This window comes from Neobacillus niacini (assembly GCF_000759675.1).
Lineage (GTDB): Bacteria > Bacillota > Bacilli > Bacillales > Cytobacillaceae > Neobacillus > Neobacillus niacini_A.
The window spans coordinates 109138-124597 of record NZ_BAWM01000020.1; the positions used below are offsets into that span (position 1 = coordinate 109138).

Annotated in this window: 22 protein-coding genes and 1 tRNA gene; 6 read left to right on the forward strand and 17 right to left on the reverse strand. The window is 36.9% G+C overall.

The window, feature by feature from the left end:
* Positions 1-96: 96 nt before the first annotated feature.
* The 14 genes from eno to TR08_RS10565 form a co-directional block, all read right to left on the reverse strand.
* Complete coding sequence (eno, locus tag TR08_RS10500; RefSeq protein WP_045518081.1) at positions 97-1395, reverse strand: phosphopyruvate hydratase; 1299 nt, start codon at positions 1393-1395, stop codon at positions 97-99.
* A 27-nt stretch (positions 1396-1422) separates the two neighbouring features.
* Positions 1423-2955, reverse strand: a complete 1533-nt coding sequence (gene gpmI, locus TR08_RS10505) for a 2,3-bisphosphoglycerate-independent phosphoglycerate mutase (RefSeq protein ID WP_045518083.1) — start codon at positions 2953-2955, stop codon at positions 1423-1425.
* Positions 2948-3709 carry a triose-phosphate isomerase gene (gene tpiA / locus TR08_RS10510; protein ID WP_045518085.1) on the reverse strand — a complete coding sequence of 254 codons (762 nt, stop codon included), beginning with the start codon at positions 3707-3709 and terminating at the stop codon, positions 2948-2950. The genes gpmI and tpiA overlap by 8 nt, the downstream gene beginning before the upstream one ends.
* A 164-nt stretch (positions 3710-3873) precedes the next feature.
* Positions 3874-5058: a phosphoglycerate kinase gene (locus TR08_RS10515; protein ID WP_045518087.1), complete on the reverse strand. Its 1185-nt coding sequence runs from the start codon at positions 5056-5058 to the stop codon at positions 3874-3876.
* 150 nt (positions 5059-5208) lie between these two features.
* On the reverse strand, positions 5209-6216 hold the full coding sequence (gene gap / locus TR08_RS10520) for a type I glyceraldehyde-3-phosphate dehydrogenase (RefSeq protein ID WP_045518089.1): 1008 nt from the start codon (positions 6214-6216) through the stop codon (positions 5209-5211).
* A gap of 49 nt (positions 6217-6265) precedes the next feature.
* On the reverse strand, positions 6266-7288 hold the full coding sequence (locus tag TR08_RS10525) for a sugar-binding transcriptional regulator (RefSeq protein WP_045518091.1): 1023 nt from the start codon (positions 7286-7288) through the stop codon (positions 6266-6268).
* A 133-nt stretch (positions 7289-7421) separates the two neighbouring features.
* Positions 7422-7679, reverse strand: coding sequence for a glutaredoxin family protein (locus tag TR08_RS10530; protein WP_045518093.1), 258 nt, complete (start codon positions 7677-7679; stop codon positions 7422-7424).
* A 13-nt stretch (positions 7680-7692) separates the two neighbouring features.
* Entirely contained in the window at positions 7693-9018 is a 1326-nt protein-coding gene (gene rpoN / locus TR08_RS10535) for an RNA polymerase factor sigma-54 (protein ID WP_045518095.1), read from the reverse strand.
* Positions 9019-9129: 111 nt separating this feature from the next.
* A tRNA-Arg gene (locus tag TR08_RS10540) sits at positions 9130-9201 on the reverse strand.
* Positions 9202-9373: 172 nt separating this feature from the next.
* Positions 9374-9829, reverse strand: a complete 456-nt coding sequence (locus TR08_RS10545) for a hypothetical protein (RefSeq protein WP_045518097.1) — start codon at positions 9827-9829, stop codon at positions 9374-9376.
* Positions 9830-9891: 62 nt separating this feature from the next.
* Positions 9892-10542 carry a hypothetical protein gene (locus tag TR08_RS10550; protein WP_045518099.1) on the reverse strand — a complete coding sequence of 217 codons (651 nt, stop codon included), beginning with the start codon at positions 10540-10542 and terminating at the stop codon, positions 9892-9894.
* Between the two features lie 356 nt (positions 10543-10898).
* The gene (locus TR08_RS10555; RefSeq protein WP_045518101.1) at positions 10899-11135 is read right to left on the reverse strand and encodes a hypothetical protein; all 237 of its coding nucleotides are present in this window, start codon (positions 11133-11135) and stop codon (positions 10899-10901) included.
* Positions 11136-11240: 105 nt separating this feature from the next.
* The gene (locus tag TR08_RS10560) at positions 11241-11600 is read right to left on the reverse strand and encodes a hypothetical protein (protein ID WP_152597388.1); all 360 of its coding nucleotides are present in this window, start codon (positions 11598-11600) and stop codon (positions 11241-11243) included.
* 26 nt (positions 11601-11626) lie between these two features.
* Positions 11627-11902 carry a hypothetical protein gene (locus tag TR08_RS10565; protein ID WP_045518104.1) on the reverse strand — a complete coding sequence of 92 codons (276 nt, stop codon included), beginning with the start codon at positions 11900-11902 and terminating at the stop codon, positions 11627-11629.
* Positions 11903-12069: 167 nt separating this feature from the next.
* Here TR08_RS10565 and TR08_RS10570 point away from each other — a divergent pair, with 167 nt between their 5' ends.
* Positions 12070-12252 carry a hypothetical protein gene (locus TR08_RS10570; RefSeq protein WP_045518105.1) on the forward strand — a complete coding sequence of 61 codons (183 nt, stop codon included), beginning with the start codon at positions 12070-12072 and terminating at the stop codon, positions 12250-12252.
* A 15-nt stretch (positions 12253-12267) separates the two neighbouring features.
* On the opposite strand, the gene TR08_RS10575 is transcribed toward TR08_RS10570, so the two are convergent.
* From TR08_RS10575 to TR08_RS10585, 3 genes are read right to left on the reverse strand one after another with little or no spacing between them, the layout of a single operon-like run.
* Positions 12268-12468, reverse strand: a complete 201-nt coding sequence (locus TR08_RS10575; RefSeq protein WP_045518106.1) for a hypothetical protein — start codon at positions 12466-12468, stop codon at positions 12268-12270.
* The gene (locus TR08_RS10580; protein WP_045518107.1) at positions 12468-12713 is read right to left on the reverse strand and encodes a hypothetical protein; all 246 of its coding nucleotides are present in this window, start codon (positions 12711-12713) and stop codon (positions 12468-12470) included. The genes TR08_RS10575 and TR08_RS10580 overlap by 1 nt, the downstream gene beginning before the upstream one ends.
* Positions 12714-12730: 17 nt before the next feature.
* Positions 12731-12976 (reverse strand): hypothetical protein, encoded by a 246-nt coding sequence (locus TR08_RS10585; RefSeq protein WP_045518108.1) that lies wholly within the window; start codon positions 12974-12976, stop codon positions 12731-12733.
* A 476-nt stretch (positions 12977-13452) separates the two neighbouring features.
* Here TR08_RS10585 and TR08_RS33570 point away from each other — a divergent pair, with 476 nt between their 5' ends.
* The 5 genes from TR08_RS33570 to TR08_RS10600 all read left to right on the forward strand — a co-directional run bounded on the left by TR08_RS33570 (position 13453) and on the right by TR08_RS10600 (position 15372).
* Positions 13453-13584 carry a hypothetical protein gene (locus TR08_RS33570; RefSeq protein WP_274521003.1) on the forward strand — a complete coding sequence of 44 codons (132 nt, stop codon included), beginning with the start codon at positions 13453-13455 and terminating at the stop codon, positions 13582-13584.
* A gap of 48 nt (positions 13585-13632) precedes the next feature.
* Positions 13633-13797 (forward strand): hypothetical protein, encoded by a 165-nt coding sequence (locus TR08_RS32475; protein ID WP_193747713.1) that lies wholly within the window; start codon positions 13633-13635, stop codon positions 13795-13797.
* 42 nt (positions 13798-13839) lie between these two features.
* Positions 13840-14340 carry a hypothetical protein gene (locus TR08_RS10590; RefSeq protein WP_045518109.1) on the forward strand — a complete coding sequence of 167 codons (501 nt, stop codon included), beginning with the start codon at positions 13840-13842 and terminating at the stop codon, positions 14338-14340.
* 64 nt (positions 14341-14404) lie between these two features.
* The gene (locus TR08_RS30245; protein WP_052427413.1) at positions 14405-14938 is read left to right on the forward strand and encodes an NUMOD4 motif-containing HNH endonuclease; all 534 of its coding nucleotides are present in this window, start codon (positions 14405-14407) and stop codon (positions 14936-14938) included.
* Positions 14938-15372 (forward strand): hypothetical protein, encoded by a 435-nt coding sequence (locus TR08_RS10600; RefSeq protein ID WP_045518110.1) that lies wholly within the window; start codon positions 14938-14940, stop codon positions 15370-15372. Before TR08_RS30245 ends, TR08_RS10600 begins: the two co-directional genes overlap by 1 nt.
* Positions 15373-15460 lie beyond the last annotated feature (88 nt).

Below are 15460 nucleotides of genomic sequence, written 5' to 3' on the forward strand. Positions count from 1 at the left end.
TCCCTTCATTGACCGAAAACTCTTTTAAGATCATATCACTGTCACTCCAGATCAAGAAAGGCACTCATTCGTCAATGAGTGCCTTAGCTTAGTTGATTATTTTCTTAGGTTATAGAAAGATTTTAATCCGTTGTATTGTGCTGTTTCACCTAATTGGTCTTCAATGCGAAGCAATTGGTTGTATTTTGCAACACGGTCAGTACGTGAAGGCGCACCAGTTTTGATTTGACCCGCATTTGTTGCAACAGCGATGTCAGCGATAGTATTATCTTCTGTTTCACCAGAACGGTGTGAGATAACTGCAGTATAGCCAGCACGCTTAGCCATTTCAATCGCATCAAATGTTTCAGTCAATGTACCAATTTGGTTTACCTTAATTAGGATGGAGTTACCGATACCATTCGTGATTCCTTCAGAAAGCTTCTTGGTATTTGTAACAAATAAGTCGTCACCAACTAATTGAACTTTGTTTCCAATACGTTCAGTTAGAAGCTTGTGACCTTCCCAATCATTTTCGTCTAAACCATCTTCAATAGAGATAATTGGATATTTGTTAGAAAGCTCTTCATACCAATCAACCATTTCAGCGGATGTTTTAACAACGCCTTCACCTGCAAGATGGTATTTTCCATCTTCTTTGTTATAAAACTCTGAAGACGCAGCGTCCATTGCTAAGAATACTTCTTCGCCAGGCTTGTAGCCAGCTTTTTCGATTGCTTGAACAATCGTTTGAAGAGCTTCTTCGTTAGATCCTAGGTTTGGAGCAAATCCACCTTCATCCCCAACAGCTGTGTTAAGTCCTTTTTCCTTAAGAACTGATTTTAAGCTGTGGAAAATTTCTGTACCCATACGAAGTGCTTCTCTGAAGTTAGGAGCTCCTACAGGCATAACCATGAACTCTTGAATATCAACGTTGTTATCAGCATGCTCTCCGCCGTTTACAATGTTCATCATTGGAACAGGAAGCTGCTTTGCGTTGAAACCGCCAAGGTATTGATATAAAGGAACATCTAAGTAGTTTGCAGCAGCATGAGCTACGGCCATAGATACACCTAGAATTGCATTTGCACCTAATTTACCTTTATTTTCAGTTCCATCAAGCTCGATTAAAGCGTGGTCGATAGAAACTTGATCTAATACACTAAATTCTTCGCCAACAAGGTGTGGAGCAATAATCTCGTTTACGTTATCTACTGCTTTTAATACACCTTTACCAAGGTATCGCTCTTTATCACCATCGCGAAGTTCTACTGCTTCATATTCACCAGTAGAAGCTCCACTTGGTACTAATGCACGGCCAAAAGCGCCTGATTCTGTAAAAACTTCAACCTCAACTGTTGGGTTACCGCGGGAATCTAATACTTCACGAGCATATACATCTACAATAAATGGCATTTAATTTCTCTCCTTTTAATTTAAAAATTATTTAATTAATGATTTTCCTGTCATTTCCTCTGGCTGTTGTACACCAATTAATTTTAACATCGTTGGAGCTAAATCACCTAGTATTCCACCTTCTCGCAATTCCACATCATTCTTCGTGATAATGACTGGAACTGGATTAGTGGTATGGGCAGTCATTGGATTGCCTTCTGGCGTAATGACTTCATCTGCATTACCATGGTCAGCAGTAATAATAGCTGTTCCACCTTTTTCGAGAATTAAATCCACGATTTTACCTAAACATTCATCAACTGTTTCGATCGCCTTAACAGTTGGTTCAAGCATTCCTGAATGTCCAACCATATCAGGATTCGCAAAGTTTAGGAGAATGGCATCAAATTTATCGTTCTGAATTTCCTTTAGTAGTGCATCCGTAACTTCATAGGCGCTCATTTCAGGCTGCAGGTCATAGGTTGCCACCTTAGGAGAATTTATTAAAATCCGCTCTTCTCCAGGAAACTTGTCTTCACGACCGCCGCTCATAAAAAACGTTACATGAGGATATTTTTCTGTTTCGGCAATTCTTAATTGCTTCAATCCATTCTGCGCTAATACCTCACCTAAAGTGTTGTCCAAGTTAGACGGTTTAAACGCAACATATCCGTTTACAGATTCACTGAAATGAGTCAAACACACAAAGAATAAATCTTTCGGATGTTTTTCACCACGATCAAAAGGACGGAAATCTTCATTTGTAAATACGTTAGAAATTTGGATCGCTCGGTCTGGACGGAAATTATAGAAAATGACTGCATCATTGTCCTGGATTGTAGCAACCGGCTTACCATCTTCTTTTGTAATCACTGATGGAATGACGAATTCATCATAAATTCCATGTTGGTATGAATCCTCTACTACATCTAATGGATTCGTGTAGGTAGGACCATCACCATAAACCATTGAACAGTAAGACTTTTCAACACGCTCCCAGCGCTTGTCCCGGTCCATTGAATAATAGCGTCCAGAAATGGTTGCAAATTCACCCACGCCATACTCATTCATTTTATCCAGAGTCTGCTGAATATATGTTGCCGCTGTTTTCTGACCAACATCACGTCCATCAAGGAAGCCATGAATGTAAACATTCTCAACGCCTTCCTCTTTCGCCATTTTTAAAAGAGCAAACATATGGTTAATGTGGCTGTGTACGCCGCCATCCGATAATAAACCGAATAAATGCAGGTTTGTACCATTTTTCTTCACATGATCCATCGCACTGCAAATGGTTTCATTTTTTACAAATTCACCTTCACGAATGGCGATATTCACACGCGTTAAGCTTTGGTATACAATCCGACCGGCACCGATATTCAAATGACCGACTTCTGAGTTACCCATTTGTCCCTCAGGAAGCCCAACTGCCTCACCTGAAGCTGTTAAATGTGAGTGCGGAAATTGATTCCAATAACGATCGAAATTCGGCTTTTTTGCATGATAGACAGCATTCCCTTTGTGTTCATCCCTGCATCCAAATCCATCTAGAATGATGAGGGCAACGGGGGACTTACTCATAGCTTCCTGCCTCCAATAGCTGCAAGAATGAGCGAGCATCAAGGCTTGCCCCGCCTACAAGAGCGCCATCGATATCTGGCTGAGCCATATACTCTTTAATGTTCTCAGGTTTCACACTGCCGCCGTATTGAATTCTAACAGCATTGGCAACATCTTCACTGAATTGCTGAGCGATGACCTGACGAATATGAGCACAAACATCATTTGCATCCTGTGAGGTAGAAGATTTTCCAGTTCCAATTGCCCAAATAGGTTCGTAGGCAATAACTGTTTGTTTCACTTGATCATCACTTAAGCCAGCTAAAGCTTTTTGAATCTGTGTACCAACAAAATCCATAGTCTCGCCATTTTCACGCTGCTCTAGTGTTTCACCACAACAAACAATTGGTGTTAAGTTGTATTTAAAAGCTGCAAGTGTCTTTAAATTAACAGATTCATCTGTTTCGTTGAACATTTCTCTGCGTTCAGAATGGCCAATAATGACATATCGAACACCAATTTCAGAAAGTGGTTTAGGACTGATTTCTCCTGTAAAAGCGCCGCTCTCCTCGAAATGCATATTTTGTGCACCAATTTTCACATCGCTGCCGTCAGTAATTTCTACAAGATTTTGTAAAAATAAAGCAGGTGCGCAAATAATAGAATCAATTTTTTGAGAATCTGGAACAAGCCCTTTTACTTCTTCCGTAAAGCTTTTTGCTTCTGCAAGAGTTTTATTCATTTTCCAGTTACCCGCAATAATCGGTTTACGCATGCTGGCACTTCCTTTCATCGAAAAGCGTAAGGCGCGCGCTTATCGGCGACAAGCGTAAGACGAGCCGGCATGAAGGTTGCTTTTTAACCTTCTTGACGGATTGGCTTATGACCTCGAGCCGATGGCGCCTGAAGCTAGACATTTCTAATATTATTTAAGTTATATTATTTATCATTTAAAGCTACAACGCCTGGAAGTTCCTTACCTTCCATAAATTCAAGTGAAGCGCCGCCGCCTGTTGAAATATGACTCATTTTTTCTGCTAAATTAAATTTCTCTACTGCTGCTGCAGAGTCTCCGCCGCCAATTACTGAATATGTACCTTCTGCTTCTGCAAGTGCTTCAGCAACCGCCTTTGTTCCACCAGCAAACTTATCAATTTCGAATACACCCATTGGTCCATTCCAAATCACTAATTTTGATTTTTGAATCACGTCACGATAAATTTCAGCAGTTTTTGGTCCAATATCAAGTGCTTCCCAATCTGCTGGAATTTCATTAATAGCCACTTCCTTGATATTTGCATCTGCTGAAAAATCATCTGCGACGATAGCGTCAACCGGCATATAGAAATTGACACCTTTTTCTTTTGCTTTTTCCATGAACGTTTTGGCTAAATCAATCTTGTCTTCTTCAAGAAGTGATTTTCCAATTTCATGACCGTTTGCTTTTACGAATGTATACGCTAGTCCGCCGCCAATAATTAAGTTATCAACGTTCTCTAATAGATTTTCAATTACACCAATTTTATCCCTAACTTTCGCTCCGCCAATAATCGCGGTAAACGGACGCTCAGGATTGGATAAGGCTTTTCCTAGTACATCAAGTTCTTTTTCCATTAAAAGACCGGATACAGCAGGAAGATGGTGTGCAATACCTTCGGTGGAAGCATGTGCTCGGTGTGCTGCACCAAATGCATCGTTTACATAGACATCAGCAAGTTCTGCAAAAGATTTCGCGAGTTCAGGATCATTCTTTTCTTCACCTGGGTAAAAACGAACATTTTCAAGAAGAAGAACATCGCCTTCATTCATAGCTTCAATTAAAGATTTAACAGAATCACCATACGCTTCATCTGCTTTTTGCACGTTTTTGCCAAGAAGTTCAGAAAGTCTTACACCAACTGGAGTTAAGCGCATTTCCTCCACTACTTTACCCTTCGGACGTCCGAAATGGCTCGCTAAGATTACTTTAGCACCTTGATCGATTAAATATTGAATGGTAGGTAATGCAGCACGAATTCTTGTTTCATCCGTGATTTTCCCATCCTGCATAGGAACGTTAAAATCAACTCGGCAGAAAACGCGTTTTCCTTTTACATTTACGTCTTTTAATGTCTTCTTGTTCATGCGAGAAGCCTCCTATTTAATAAAAAGCTAGTAAATTGACATAAAAAAAGGAGGGGGAATGTTCCCCGCTCCCCTTTGAATACCATTAATCATTATAGACCTTTGATAATAGGATTACCAATCTTAGTCAAATGATAAAAAATATTAGGATTAAAGTCCTTTTTGTCCAATATAGCCAATTAGGTCAACAACACGGCTAGAGTAACCAACTTCGTTATCGTACCAAGATAATACTTTTACCATATTGCCTTCAAGAACCATTGTTGATAATGCGTCAATTGTAGAAGAAGCAGAGCTTCCGTTGTAATCGCTAGATACTAATGGAAGTTCACTGTATGCTAAAATTCCTTTTAATGGACCTTCTGCTGCTGCTCTGAATGCTGCGTTTATTTCTTCAGCCGTTACGTTCTTATCTAATTCTGCAACTAAGTCAACAATAGAAACGTTTGGAGTTGGAACTCGCATTGCCATACCATTTAATTTCCCTTTAAGTTCAGGAAGAACAAGAGAAACAGCTTTAGCCGCACCGGTTGAAGTCGGGATCATGTTTTCAGCTGCTGCACGCGCACGACGGTAGTCCTTGTGTGGTAAATCAAGGATTTGTTGGTCATTAGTATAAGAGTGTACAGTTGTCATCATTCCACGCTTGATTCCGAAGTTATCGTTCAATACCTTTGCAAAAGGAGCTAGACAGTTTGTTGTACAAGATGCGTTAGATAATACATGGTGGTTTGCTGCATCGTATTTATCTTCGTTAACACCCATTACGATAGTAATATCTTCATTATCTGCTGGAGCAGAAATGATTACTTTTTTAGCACCAGCTTCAAGGTGTTTCGCAGCGTCTTCACGCTTTGTGAAACGGCCTGTTGATTCAACCACTACTTCAACACCAAGCTCGCCCCAGCCAAGTTGTGCAGGATCGCGTTCAGCAAGAACCTTTACCTTTTTGCCGCCCACGATCAAGTATTCTCCGTCAACTTTTACATCTGCCTGAAGAGTTCCATGAACTGTATCGTATTTTAAAAGATGCGCAAGCATATTTGCATCCGTTAAGTCGTTAATTGCAACAATCTCAACATTAGAATTGTTTAGTGCCGCACGAAGAACGTTACGGCCGATACGACCAAATCCATTAATACCAACTTTTACTGTCATTGTAATTTCCTCCTTGTATTGAAAAAAGGTTTTTTATTTTAAAAAGGGATTAACCTTTTAATAACTTTCTTGCTGCACCCTCATCGGTGATTAATATAGTCGAAGTAGGTGCTTGTTTCATATAAGCCCTTATTGCTTTCGCCTTTGATGCGCCACCCGCTACAGCAATCACATTTGGAATCTGTGCGAGGTCTTCTAGTTGAAGTCCAATTGTTAAAACCTTGTGGACAATTTCACCTTTTTCATTAAAATAATAGCCGAAAGCTTCCCCCACTGCCAAATTCGCTTCTAGCTTCTGCATAATCTCGGGTTTAGACTTCCTACGTTCAGCCATTGTAATAGCGTCCCCAATGCCATGAAGTACCATGCTTGCAGATTTTATCAAGTTTAAAACTTCATGAATTTCTGGTTCTTTAATAAGGGATTCATAAATTTGGTTACTGACCTGATCAGGTACATAGAATACACGGTGCTTCGACCCCGTATTTTTCGACATAATCGAGCTAATCGTATTTGCCTGGTTTTGAACATCCTCACCAATTCCACCGCGAGCAGGGACAAACAACAATTCCTTTTTGCCAAGTTCAGGCGTAAGTACATTTGCAACAGCTGCCATGGTTGAGCCGCCAGTTACAGCGATAATATTTTTCCCAGTCAGATACTTATTCATGCAAATTGCACAAGCCTTACCTAAGTCATCCTTGACCATTTGGGATTCATCACTGTTTCCAGGTACAATCACAACCTTTTGAATTTTAAAACGGTGTTTCAACTCCAACTCCATAACGTCAATACCGATTAATTCGCGGATTAGGCCTTCTAAGTCTTCTAGCAAATTTATTCCTTCAGAAGTCAAACTCATTCCAATATTGTTAATGGAAATAAGATTTTGATCCTTAAGGAAATCAACTTCACTGCGTAGAACCCTTTCCGTATATCCAAGGTTGGTAGCAAGACTCCTTCTTCCTACAGGCTGCATAAAACCAATATGCCTCAGGATAGAATACCGTTTATGTAGCACTTGAAGGAGATCAGGTAATAATCTTTTTTGAATATCGATGAGTGATTGCATAACACCTTGCTCCTTTATTATATGTGACTGGTCATAAAATGTCCACCCTAGACAAATTATGTCCCACTTCATCGAAAAAAAATCACCCCTGCTAACAATTAATATTCTAACAGGAGTGAAAACCTATTTCAACTTAAAAGTTTTCCGATTTTTCTTGTAATCGTTTACTTATGTCTATTTTGTTAATAATTCCAAAAGCCACTTCTTCCCCATCAATCTGAACAACAGGAATCATAATTCCATATAGTTCTGTTAACTCATCACTGTTATCAATATCAATTTCTTCTAATGTAAAACTCCATTCTTCCTTAAGTTCTTCTATCATGTTCTTTGCTTTATCACAAAGGGAGCAACGTTTTCTAGTATATAAAGTAATTAGTGTTTGCGGCATTGTTACTTTCCTTTCAATCAAACCTTTTTCTTTTTGATGAGGAGGGAATACCCAACTGATCTCGATACTTTGCAACGGTTCTTCTCGAAACCACAATCCCTTGGTTTATCTTTAGCATTTCCACTATTTCTTGATCTGAAAACGGTCGTTGTTTATTTTCAGATTCAATCAGTGCTGCAATCGCATTTTTCACTTGACTCGAGGAAGTGTTTTCATTTGATACCGTTTGAATGGTGCTGGTAAAGAAGGATTTCAATGAGAAAGTTCCGATTGGTGTCTGCACATATTTCTCTTTCACAGCCCGGCTAACGGTTGATTCATGAATATCAAGTTCACTTGCAACTTCCTTCATCGTCATTGGAACCAGGTATTCCCGACCTTTTTTTAAAAATTGAGTTTGTTTTTCCACAATTTTACTAACAACTCTTGTTAACGTTTCCTTCCTCTGCTCAATACTTTTCATGATCCATTGATAATCCTGTACCTTCTCTTGTAAAAAACGACTTACTTGAGAATCCTGGGTAGTAGTAAGTTTTTGATAATAATGGTCATTAAAGCTTATTTTAGGGATAATATCATCACACAACCGTACGGAAAAACCATCCCCAAACCGTTCGACCATGGCATCAGGGATTATGTATGAAACATTTTCCTGTTCTAAAAGTGCTCCAGGACGTGGATTCAATTGCTGAATAGTGTCAAATATCTCCTGTATCCTCTGTAATGGAATTTGCAATTCTTTCGCAATCAGCTTCCATTTCTTTTCCGCAAACAAGTGGAAATACTGAGTAAGGAGGATTATCGCCAAATCATCTTCTAGGTTTTCTCGTTCGATTTGAATTAATAAGCATTCTTTAAGATCGCGTGCTCCAATTCCGGCTGGTTCCAAGGTTTGGATAACGATAACACTCTCTTCTACCATCTCTAATGAGACACCTAATTGTTCGGAGATTTCCATTGGATCGGAAGATAAGTATCCGTTTACATCAAGTTTTTGAATCAAATATTTGATTACTTTTAATTGATTACTAGAGTATTTATGAACATTAAGCTGACTGACTAATTGATCTTCAACGCTGGATGACTTTGCAGCAATTTGTTCAATCCACTCATTTTCTGTATTCTTAGTATGTTTTCGCCGATTTCGGTCTATTAATGGGTTAATAGGCTGAATATTGTTATTCTCAACCTGGATTAGGGGATTTTCAAGCGCCCTGTTTTCTAAGAAAGAAGAAAGCTCTTGTGCTGAATATTGTAAAAGAGCTATCGCTTGGGATAATTCCTGCGTCATTGCCAATTTCAATGATTGTTGTTGCCATAAACCTGCTTTTAAATCCATATTATCCCCCTCCTTGCTCTATTTTACATGAAGTTAGGGTTTTCGGGTATGGAAATTATCAGGTAAATAATAAAAACCTCCCTTTACCTAGTAAAAGGAGGTTTTAGAAGACGCGCTCGGAGGGAATCGAACCCCCATTTTAAGAACCGGAATCTTACGTGCTATCCGTTGCACCACGAGCGCATATGTGCTAATTGAAACATTGACATATCAACGTTTACTGGCGTTTTGCTTGATACCACTGCGTGTTATTTGTACAAAAGACGAACCATAACGCTCTCTAATAATACTAAACAGCCATGCAAACTGTCAATGCCAAATACAGAAAAAAGGCGGTAAACACTGCTTACCACCTTCACACGTACTGAAACAAATACCCAGAAGTATGTACTTCTCCCCGTTTCAAATACTGCTGTATACTGCCTCTGTTTATATTCAACTGACGGCTAGCCTCGGCAACTGAATCAAATATCAATTCTTCATTATTTCGTTTTGCTGATATAGCTTTCTTTTGTTTTTCACGAGCAATTTTCCGATTTTCTTCCGATAATAATACTGTGCAATTCTCAAGGGAATATATGTTGCCACCTTTAAGGTCTTTGTCTAAATCATAACCTTTTTCGTAAAGCAAATGTCCATTAGGTAAATGATTCTCAACATCATAAGCAAAATTATCGAAATCCAACCAGCGTTGAGATACTGTTACACCTTTTGCTCCGTAAGTTTTGAAATTGTTGTTGTAAGGCATGTAGCATCTTGAAATGATATTTCGCCATTTACGGTACAATGGGTTGTTTCTTTTGGCAACCATAATCGAACCTCCTATAATTTATACTATTATTATAGGTATTTAGAAATGGCTGTAAGGAAACCTTAAAAAGACAGCTCTGGTTCATCATTGGGCGTATCAACATTTAATGCAACTGCTACTTCTCCAGATGATTCATTCAATTCAGTAACAGCAATTTCTAACTCCGCAATAATTAAACGAATTTGTTCAATTTTATCAACAGGAGCTTTAAATAAATCTTCTCCTGAGCCCAAATGTTTATCTACAATGTCATTCGTCAGCGATAATTTCCCCGCTAAACCAATTTTTTGTGATAACTTTTTGCCTTTGTCTAACAATTGAGTATGTTCATTTTGTAGCGTTAAAATATCATTAGCGATTGTTACAATTTCGTTTTTGCTTTTGCCCCGAAGTTCCACAACATTATCAACGTTTTTCTTTGCCGACTTTTTAGTTGGTTTCTTCACATCAATCACTGGCGTTTTTACAGTTTTTACTTTTTTCACTGGATCTACTGTGAATTTAGTTTCTAGAATTTTTACCTCGTTGCGAACTTCGATTTTAGCAACGTTTTCTTCCATAACAAATACAGCACGACCAAAACCTTGAAGATTTTCCCCAATGTTCTGTGCTTTAACGATTTTCCTCATTTTATATAATGAAACATCAAAAAGTTCTGCTAAATCAGCAACTTTATAATATACTTTTCCACCATAAATAACTCGATTAATCATAATTCAATTCCCCCATAGTTTTGCTTTTATTATGTAATTGGGGATATTTTGTAATTATTCCGTTTAATGTACTACCCTGCTGGGCGTACTCTTATACTAGCACCACGAACCGAGCTTTGTCTACAATTTTTTCATCAAAATCCGAACTATAAACATAAGTTAACAGGTTAATGTTCGTGTTTAATGAATGGTAATTCTACTATTCAGATGATGTGCAAATTAATTTGTCGCTAGTGACATTTAACGCTCCATAGGGGTTTAATATGGAAGTACGCTGTAATAGCTAAAATCAAAATTTACCCTATGCAAATGCGAATTTGAAAAAATAAAAAAAATAAGCTTTCCCGAAGGAAAGCTTACTCTGTTACTGTTAATTTAATTGGTTTCAATGTAATCTTTTCATTTTCGCCAACAACTTCGATACTGATAACGTTCGATAAATTAATGTGTTTACCGCCAACCCTAATCCATGTTGGTTTATGTGCCAACTTAAGATTTAAGCCAGTTTTAGCATCATTGATATATTTATCTTCCGTTTCTAATACTTCAGTTTCGCCATTAACATAATAAAGCTTATATTTTGCATTTTCCATATTATCACCTCCCACTTTCCAATATTCGACATTCAAAAGCTAATTTCCTTTTTGACAATAAAAAAACGCCAGCTGATTTCAACTGGTGGAATTTCAATGTATTTATTATAAACTCTTACTACTCTTTTTTTCTTTTGAAAACCTATCGTAATAATAAAATGATAAAAATATGAAAATAAAACAGACAATAATACCAATGGTTTTAGAATTATCCGCAGCTGCGAGTAATTGCTCTCGCTTATCTATAATCGGCTGGTCTTCTTCGCTATAAATATAACCAGCATCTACATTTCCATCTATTTCATTTGCATAATAATCAATTGGCTCTATTTTTTCACTGAAGATTTCTTCATTTTGTAGGATAATTATTTCTTTTTGTAAGTCAGTAAGGTAATTAGTTAAAAAAATTCCGCCAATACCTAATCCTAAAAATAATAGCATTTTAAATTTTAATTGTTTAATCATCTCACTATTCATATCAATCACAATGATTAATATTTATCTTCATTGTTAATTTCTTGAAATGCTCTTTCCCATCTTGCACCATGAGTATTAATGCCTTGTAAATCATATTCTTTTAAAAGAGTAGCCATTTCAATATAAAGCGAGTGCTCGTGAACCTTTTCGTCAATACCGAATATAACATTAAATTCAAACGCTTCAGATTTATGAACCTTCACTTCATTAATGCCATCTACCACTGTTAGTAATTTTGCAAATTCATATGCTTCTTTTCTTTTACTTGTCCAAACATTATCACTGCTCATTGTATTTCACTCCTTTAGAAAATAGTTCCATATTACTATTAAATCGAATTAGCTGACAATGGTCAACATTAATCAATAAAAATAAAAAAACACCTGTTCTAGAACAAGTCTCATTGCTGGTTACTCTATTAAACTGGTATAATTTGTATAAGAACGGAGGGGAGCTAATGGGCTATAGTACAGATGAATTATTTGCAAATGTAAAGCCAGGTAGTAAACAAGAATATAAACTAAAAGAACTATTCAAAAATTGTGTGGAATGTGGCTGGACTGATAAAAGCGACTTTGTACATGAAGATGATATTGTTTGCAAACCCTGCTACGATGAGAAATTTGAAAGAATGGATTGAACAAAAAAAGGGAGCTTATAAAGTTCCCTTTTGTTTTCTTTCAGCATATAAACGTTCCATCAATAGAGCAATATCGCTGTTTAGCTTTTCATCGTGAGTGAAGAAATACACTTGATACTTCGGATTTTCACGATTCCGAGCTGTGTATTCCAAATCATTCCCCATACGGATAAGATCCATAGCCATACTGTACTTATAAATCAGCTTCAACCCCATTAGCTTTCATCGTTCCCCATTTCATCTTTAAGCTCATTCAATTGTCTTCTCAGCAACTTCACTATAAATGGCAATAGGACATGCGCTTCTTCCGTTTCGATTATGCTTATGACTTGGTCAGTATTGTCGAACAGTCCTGTGTGAATCAATAGATCCAGAAGCTCCTCGACAACAAAATCATTTTCCGTGCTCAGCCACAACTCCAAGGCGATACGAATTCCATTTCTTGTATAGTCAACAGCCATATTATTACCTCCCTTATTTAATATCCCTTTAACAAGTCCTCAATTTTACCAGCTGCTATTACATCAAAAAGTTTTATCTTCTCCAGCAATGCAAATGCTTTCTGCGCTTCTATTACTTCTGCTACTAATCTAATATCCTTCATCAAACCCAGCTCAATGAATATTTCCATTGCTTTAAATGCCAGTTCGTTATTCTTACTTCCTTCCTCGAAAAACAGTTTAGTCATTACCTCAATAGCGTTTGCTACTATCAATCTGTTCATATGTAATCACATCTCCTTTGCCATTATCGTAAGACATGGCTTTGAGCGAGACTAGTAGAAAGTTGGAATATTTTTTAATAGGTTAGTTGCTGAAAAACTACCTTTTTTGGGGTAGGTGCCAGACAACTACGCATAGTCGCCAGACAACTAACTAGGTAGTCGTCAAGCAACTAACTAGTTAGTCGCCAGACGACTTCTAACTATACTTATTAACTATACTTATTAAACTAAAACAACATAAAAGAAAACAACACAGCGAAAAACTAGCGTTTTTCTGCGCTGTTTTTCTTCCCTGTGGGAAGTTTTTTTATTTTCTATTATATGAAGAAACTATTAACCTTTAATGTCACCCTTACAATTCGCTAGCGAACAATATAATAACGTTATGTAAAAAAAACAGAAAAAGTAATGAAAAATACCTTACTTTTGATTGACCTATATATATATGTTTTAAGACAACAGAAAGGGTGAGCAAATTGAATAAAGTTAAATCCACTGTATTAATCACAGTTGCAATTTTCAATTTAGGAAAAATACGTGCTAAATCATTAGGACTATCATTTAGTGCCTATATTGAACAACTGATTCGCAAAGATTTAGAAGGATAAATAATTGAATATTAATATTCAAATCAAATCAAATGGAGTGACAATCATATGATAATCAAAAAAATTCATAGCAAGAAAATCGCTATTGAACTAATCAGAAGAGGGCATGATTTTATTTACTGTGAACCTCATGCCACGAAGGAAAAATTAACTGTTTTCTTCTTTGTAGAAACAGCGCAATTAAAAGCAGATTTAAATGAGATTTTCAGCTAATAAATATCATGCCAATTAATATGCCAGAAGGAGATATATGAAATGTATTTACACGATGAAAACGTCAATCACAACACATTCTACCAACCACGAAAAACTATGATGGTAGATGATAGAATCAAGGACGACAAAGAAGGCGGTATCTGGGCGGTTATGCTATACGCAGCCATCGAAGACAAAATTAGTTTGTCTAAGTTCAAACACACTTCAGAAGGTAAAAAAGATTTTGTCGATAGCAACGGAGAATACTACTGCTGTTTACCTGAAAAAGACGCTTTAAAAGAAATTGGTATCAAAAGCAGTAACTATAAACAATGCAAAAAGTTTTTGCAACGAGCTGGATTGATTCACTTCAAAGAACAAGCAGAAAAGAAAGCTGGTGTTGCCTCAAGGATTTACGTCAAACCTTGGGACATTTGGGCAATCGAAAACGGCTATTATTCTGATGATAAATGGATTCAAGAACCAACGATTGAAGATTATTACGACCCAAAGAATATTATTCGAGCAACGCCAAGAAACAAAAAAGAACTTGTATTTTAATCAAGGTGGGATCTGCCACAGGCAGACCCCACCGACACACAAATTAACAAAGGAGAATGTACAAATGGAAACAGAAATTTATAAATGGATTCCTGGCTATGAGGGATTATATAAGGTTAGCAATTTTGGAAATGTATTGTCGTTTCATAAAAATGAAAATGGTGAATTTTTGAAAGCGACAAAAGGCGCGACTGATTATGTATTAATTGGCTTAAGTAAAAATAAGAAGCAAAAAATATTTAGGTTGAATCGAATCGTATGTGAAGTATTCAATGGCAAATCTCCATCAAAAAAACATCAGGCTAATCATTTAGATGGCAACAAAAAGAATAATCGAGCTGATAATTTGGAATGGACGACTGCTAAACAAAATAGTCAACACGCAGTTGCCAATAAATTAAGAAGAATAAACAACGGTGCTCAAAAACAAATTGTGATACAAAAAACATTAAATGGTGAAATCATCAAAATACATGAAGGCACAGTTATCGCTGCTAAAGAAGTTGAAGGAACTTATCAAGGTATTAGCATGGCATGTAATAAAAATCTTAAAACTTACAAAGGGTTTATTTGGGAATATGCAGAGGTGGCACAATGATGATGAGTAAGGTATTAGATTTGTTATTCGCTATTGATGATTTTCGCCACACGGAAGAATTATTAGTCGCTTTGAATAATTATTCACCATTAATGAGTAAGGAATCTGATGTAGTGCTAAACGGATTCTATCTAATATTAAAAGAGTTAGCTTTCGATAGCAATTATCAACGTCATACTCTATTAGCAACGATGATAAATGTGAAACGGAACTATGCTATGTTGTCTTACTTTAACCACACTGTTGAGCAACTGAATGCTATTACATTAGCAATATTACATGTTAAAGATTGTTTACGGACACAACGTAATAAAGTAAGCAGTGTTGAACTGTGTGAACAACAAAAGGCAACCATAAAGAAAGATGATCTAATCTCTAAACAGTTAGCCAATGAAATAAAGATGATGTTAAAACAAGCGAGTGAGATAGCATGATTATACTGTTAATGCTACCTGTGCTTTTGATTGTAATAGGAATCATGAACAAGAACACAAATGAAAAAGAAATTGATAATGCTGATGA

Bases quoted from the DNA above. Each gene is read 5' to 3' on its own strand.
- eno (WP_045518081.1), bottom strand. From the start codon at position 1,395: ATGCCATTTATTGTAGATGTATATGCTCGTGAAGTATTAGATTCCCGC.
- gpmI (WP_045518083.1), bottom strand. From the start codon at position 2,955: ATGAGTAAGTCCCCCGTTGCCCTCATCATTCTAGATGGATTTGGATGC.
- tpiA (WP_045518085.1), bottom strand. From the start codon at position 3,709: ATGCGTAAACCGATTATTGCGGGTAACTGGAAAATGAATAAAACTCTT.
- TR08_RS10515 (WP_045518087.1), bottom strand. From the start codon at position 5,058: ATGAACAAGAAGACATTAAAAGACGTAAATGTAAAAGGAAAACGCGTT.
- gap (WP_045518089.1), bottom strand. From the start codon at position 6,216: ATGACAGTAAAAGTTGGTATTAATGGATTTGGTCGTATCGGCCGTAAC.
- TR08_RS10525 (WP_045518091.1), bottom strand. From the start codon at position 7,288: ATGCAATCACTCATCGATATTCAAAAAAGATTATTACCTGATCTCCTT.
- TR08_RS10530 (WP_045518093.1), bottom strand. From the start codon at position 7,679: ATGCCGCAAACACTAATTACTTTATATACTAGAAAACGTTGCTCCCTT.
- rpoN (WP_045518095.1), bottom strand. From the start codon at position 9,018: ATGGATTTAAAAGCAGGTTTATGGCAACAACAATCATTGAAATTGGCA.
- TR08_RS10545 (WP_045518097.1), bottom strand. From the start codon at position 9,829: ATGGTTGCCAAAAGAAACAACCCATTGTACCGTAAATGGCGAAATATC.
- TR08_RS10550 (WP_045518099.1), bottom strand. From the start codon at position 10,542: ATGATTAATCGAGTTATTTATGGTGGAAAAGTATATTATAAAGTTGCT.
- TR08_RS10555 (WP_045518101.1), bottom strand. From the start codon at position 11,135: ATGGAAAATGCAAAATATAAGCTTTATTATGTTAATGGCGAAACTGAA.
- TR08_RS10560 (WP_152597388.1), bottom strand. From the start codon at position 11,600: ATGATTAAACAATTAAAATTTAAAATGCTATTATTTTTAGGATTAGGT.
- TR08_RS10565 (WP_045518104.1), bottom strand. From the start codon at position 11,902: ATGAGCAGTGATAATGTTTGGACAAGTAAAAGAAAAGAAGCATATGAA.
- TR08_RS10570 (WP_045518105.1), top strand. From the start codon at position 12,070: ATGGGCTATAGTACAGATGAATTATTTGCAAATGTAAAGCCAGGTAGT.
- TR08_RS10575 (WP_045518106.1), bottom strand. From the start codon at position 12,468: ATGGGGTTGAAGCTGATTTATAAGTACAGTATGGCTATGGATCTTATC.
- TR08_RS10580 (WP_045518107.1), bottom strand. From the start codon at position 12,713: ATGGCTGTTGACTATACAAGAAATGGAATTCGTATCGCCTTGGAGTTG.
- TR08_RS10585 (WP_045518108.1), bottom strand. From the start codon at position 12,976: ATGAACAGATTGATAGTAGCAAACGCTATTGAGGTAATGACTAAACTG.
- TR08_RS32475 (WP_193747713.1), top strand. From the start codon at position 13,633: ATGATAATCAAAAAAATTCATAGCAAGAAAATCGCTATTGAACTAATC.
- TR08_RS10590 (WP_045518109.1), top strand. From the start codon at position 13,840: ATGTATTTACACGATGAAAACGTCAATCACAACACATTCTACCAACCA.
- TR08_RS30245 (WP_052427413.1), top strand. From the start codon at position 14,405: ATGGAAACAGAAATTTATAAATGGATTCCTGGCTATGAGGGATTATAT.
- TR08_RS10600 (WP_045518110.1), top strand. From the start codon at position 14,938: ATGATGAGTAAGGTATTAGATTTGTTATTCGCTATTGATGATTTTCGC.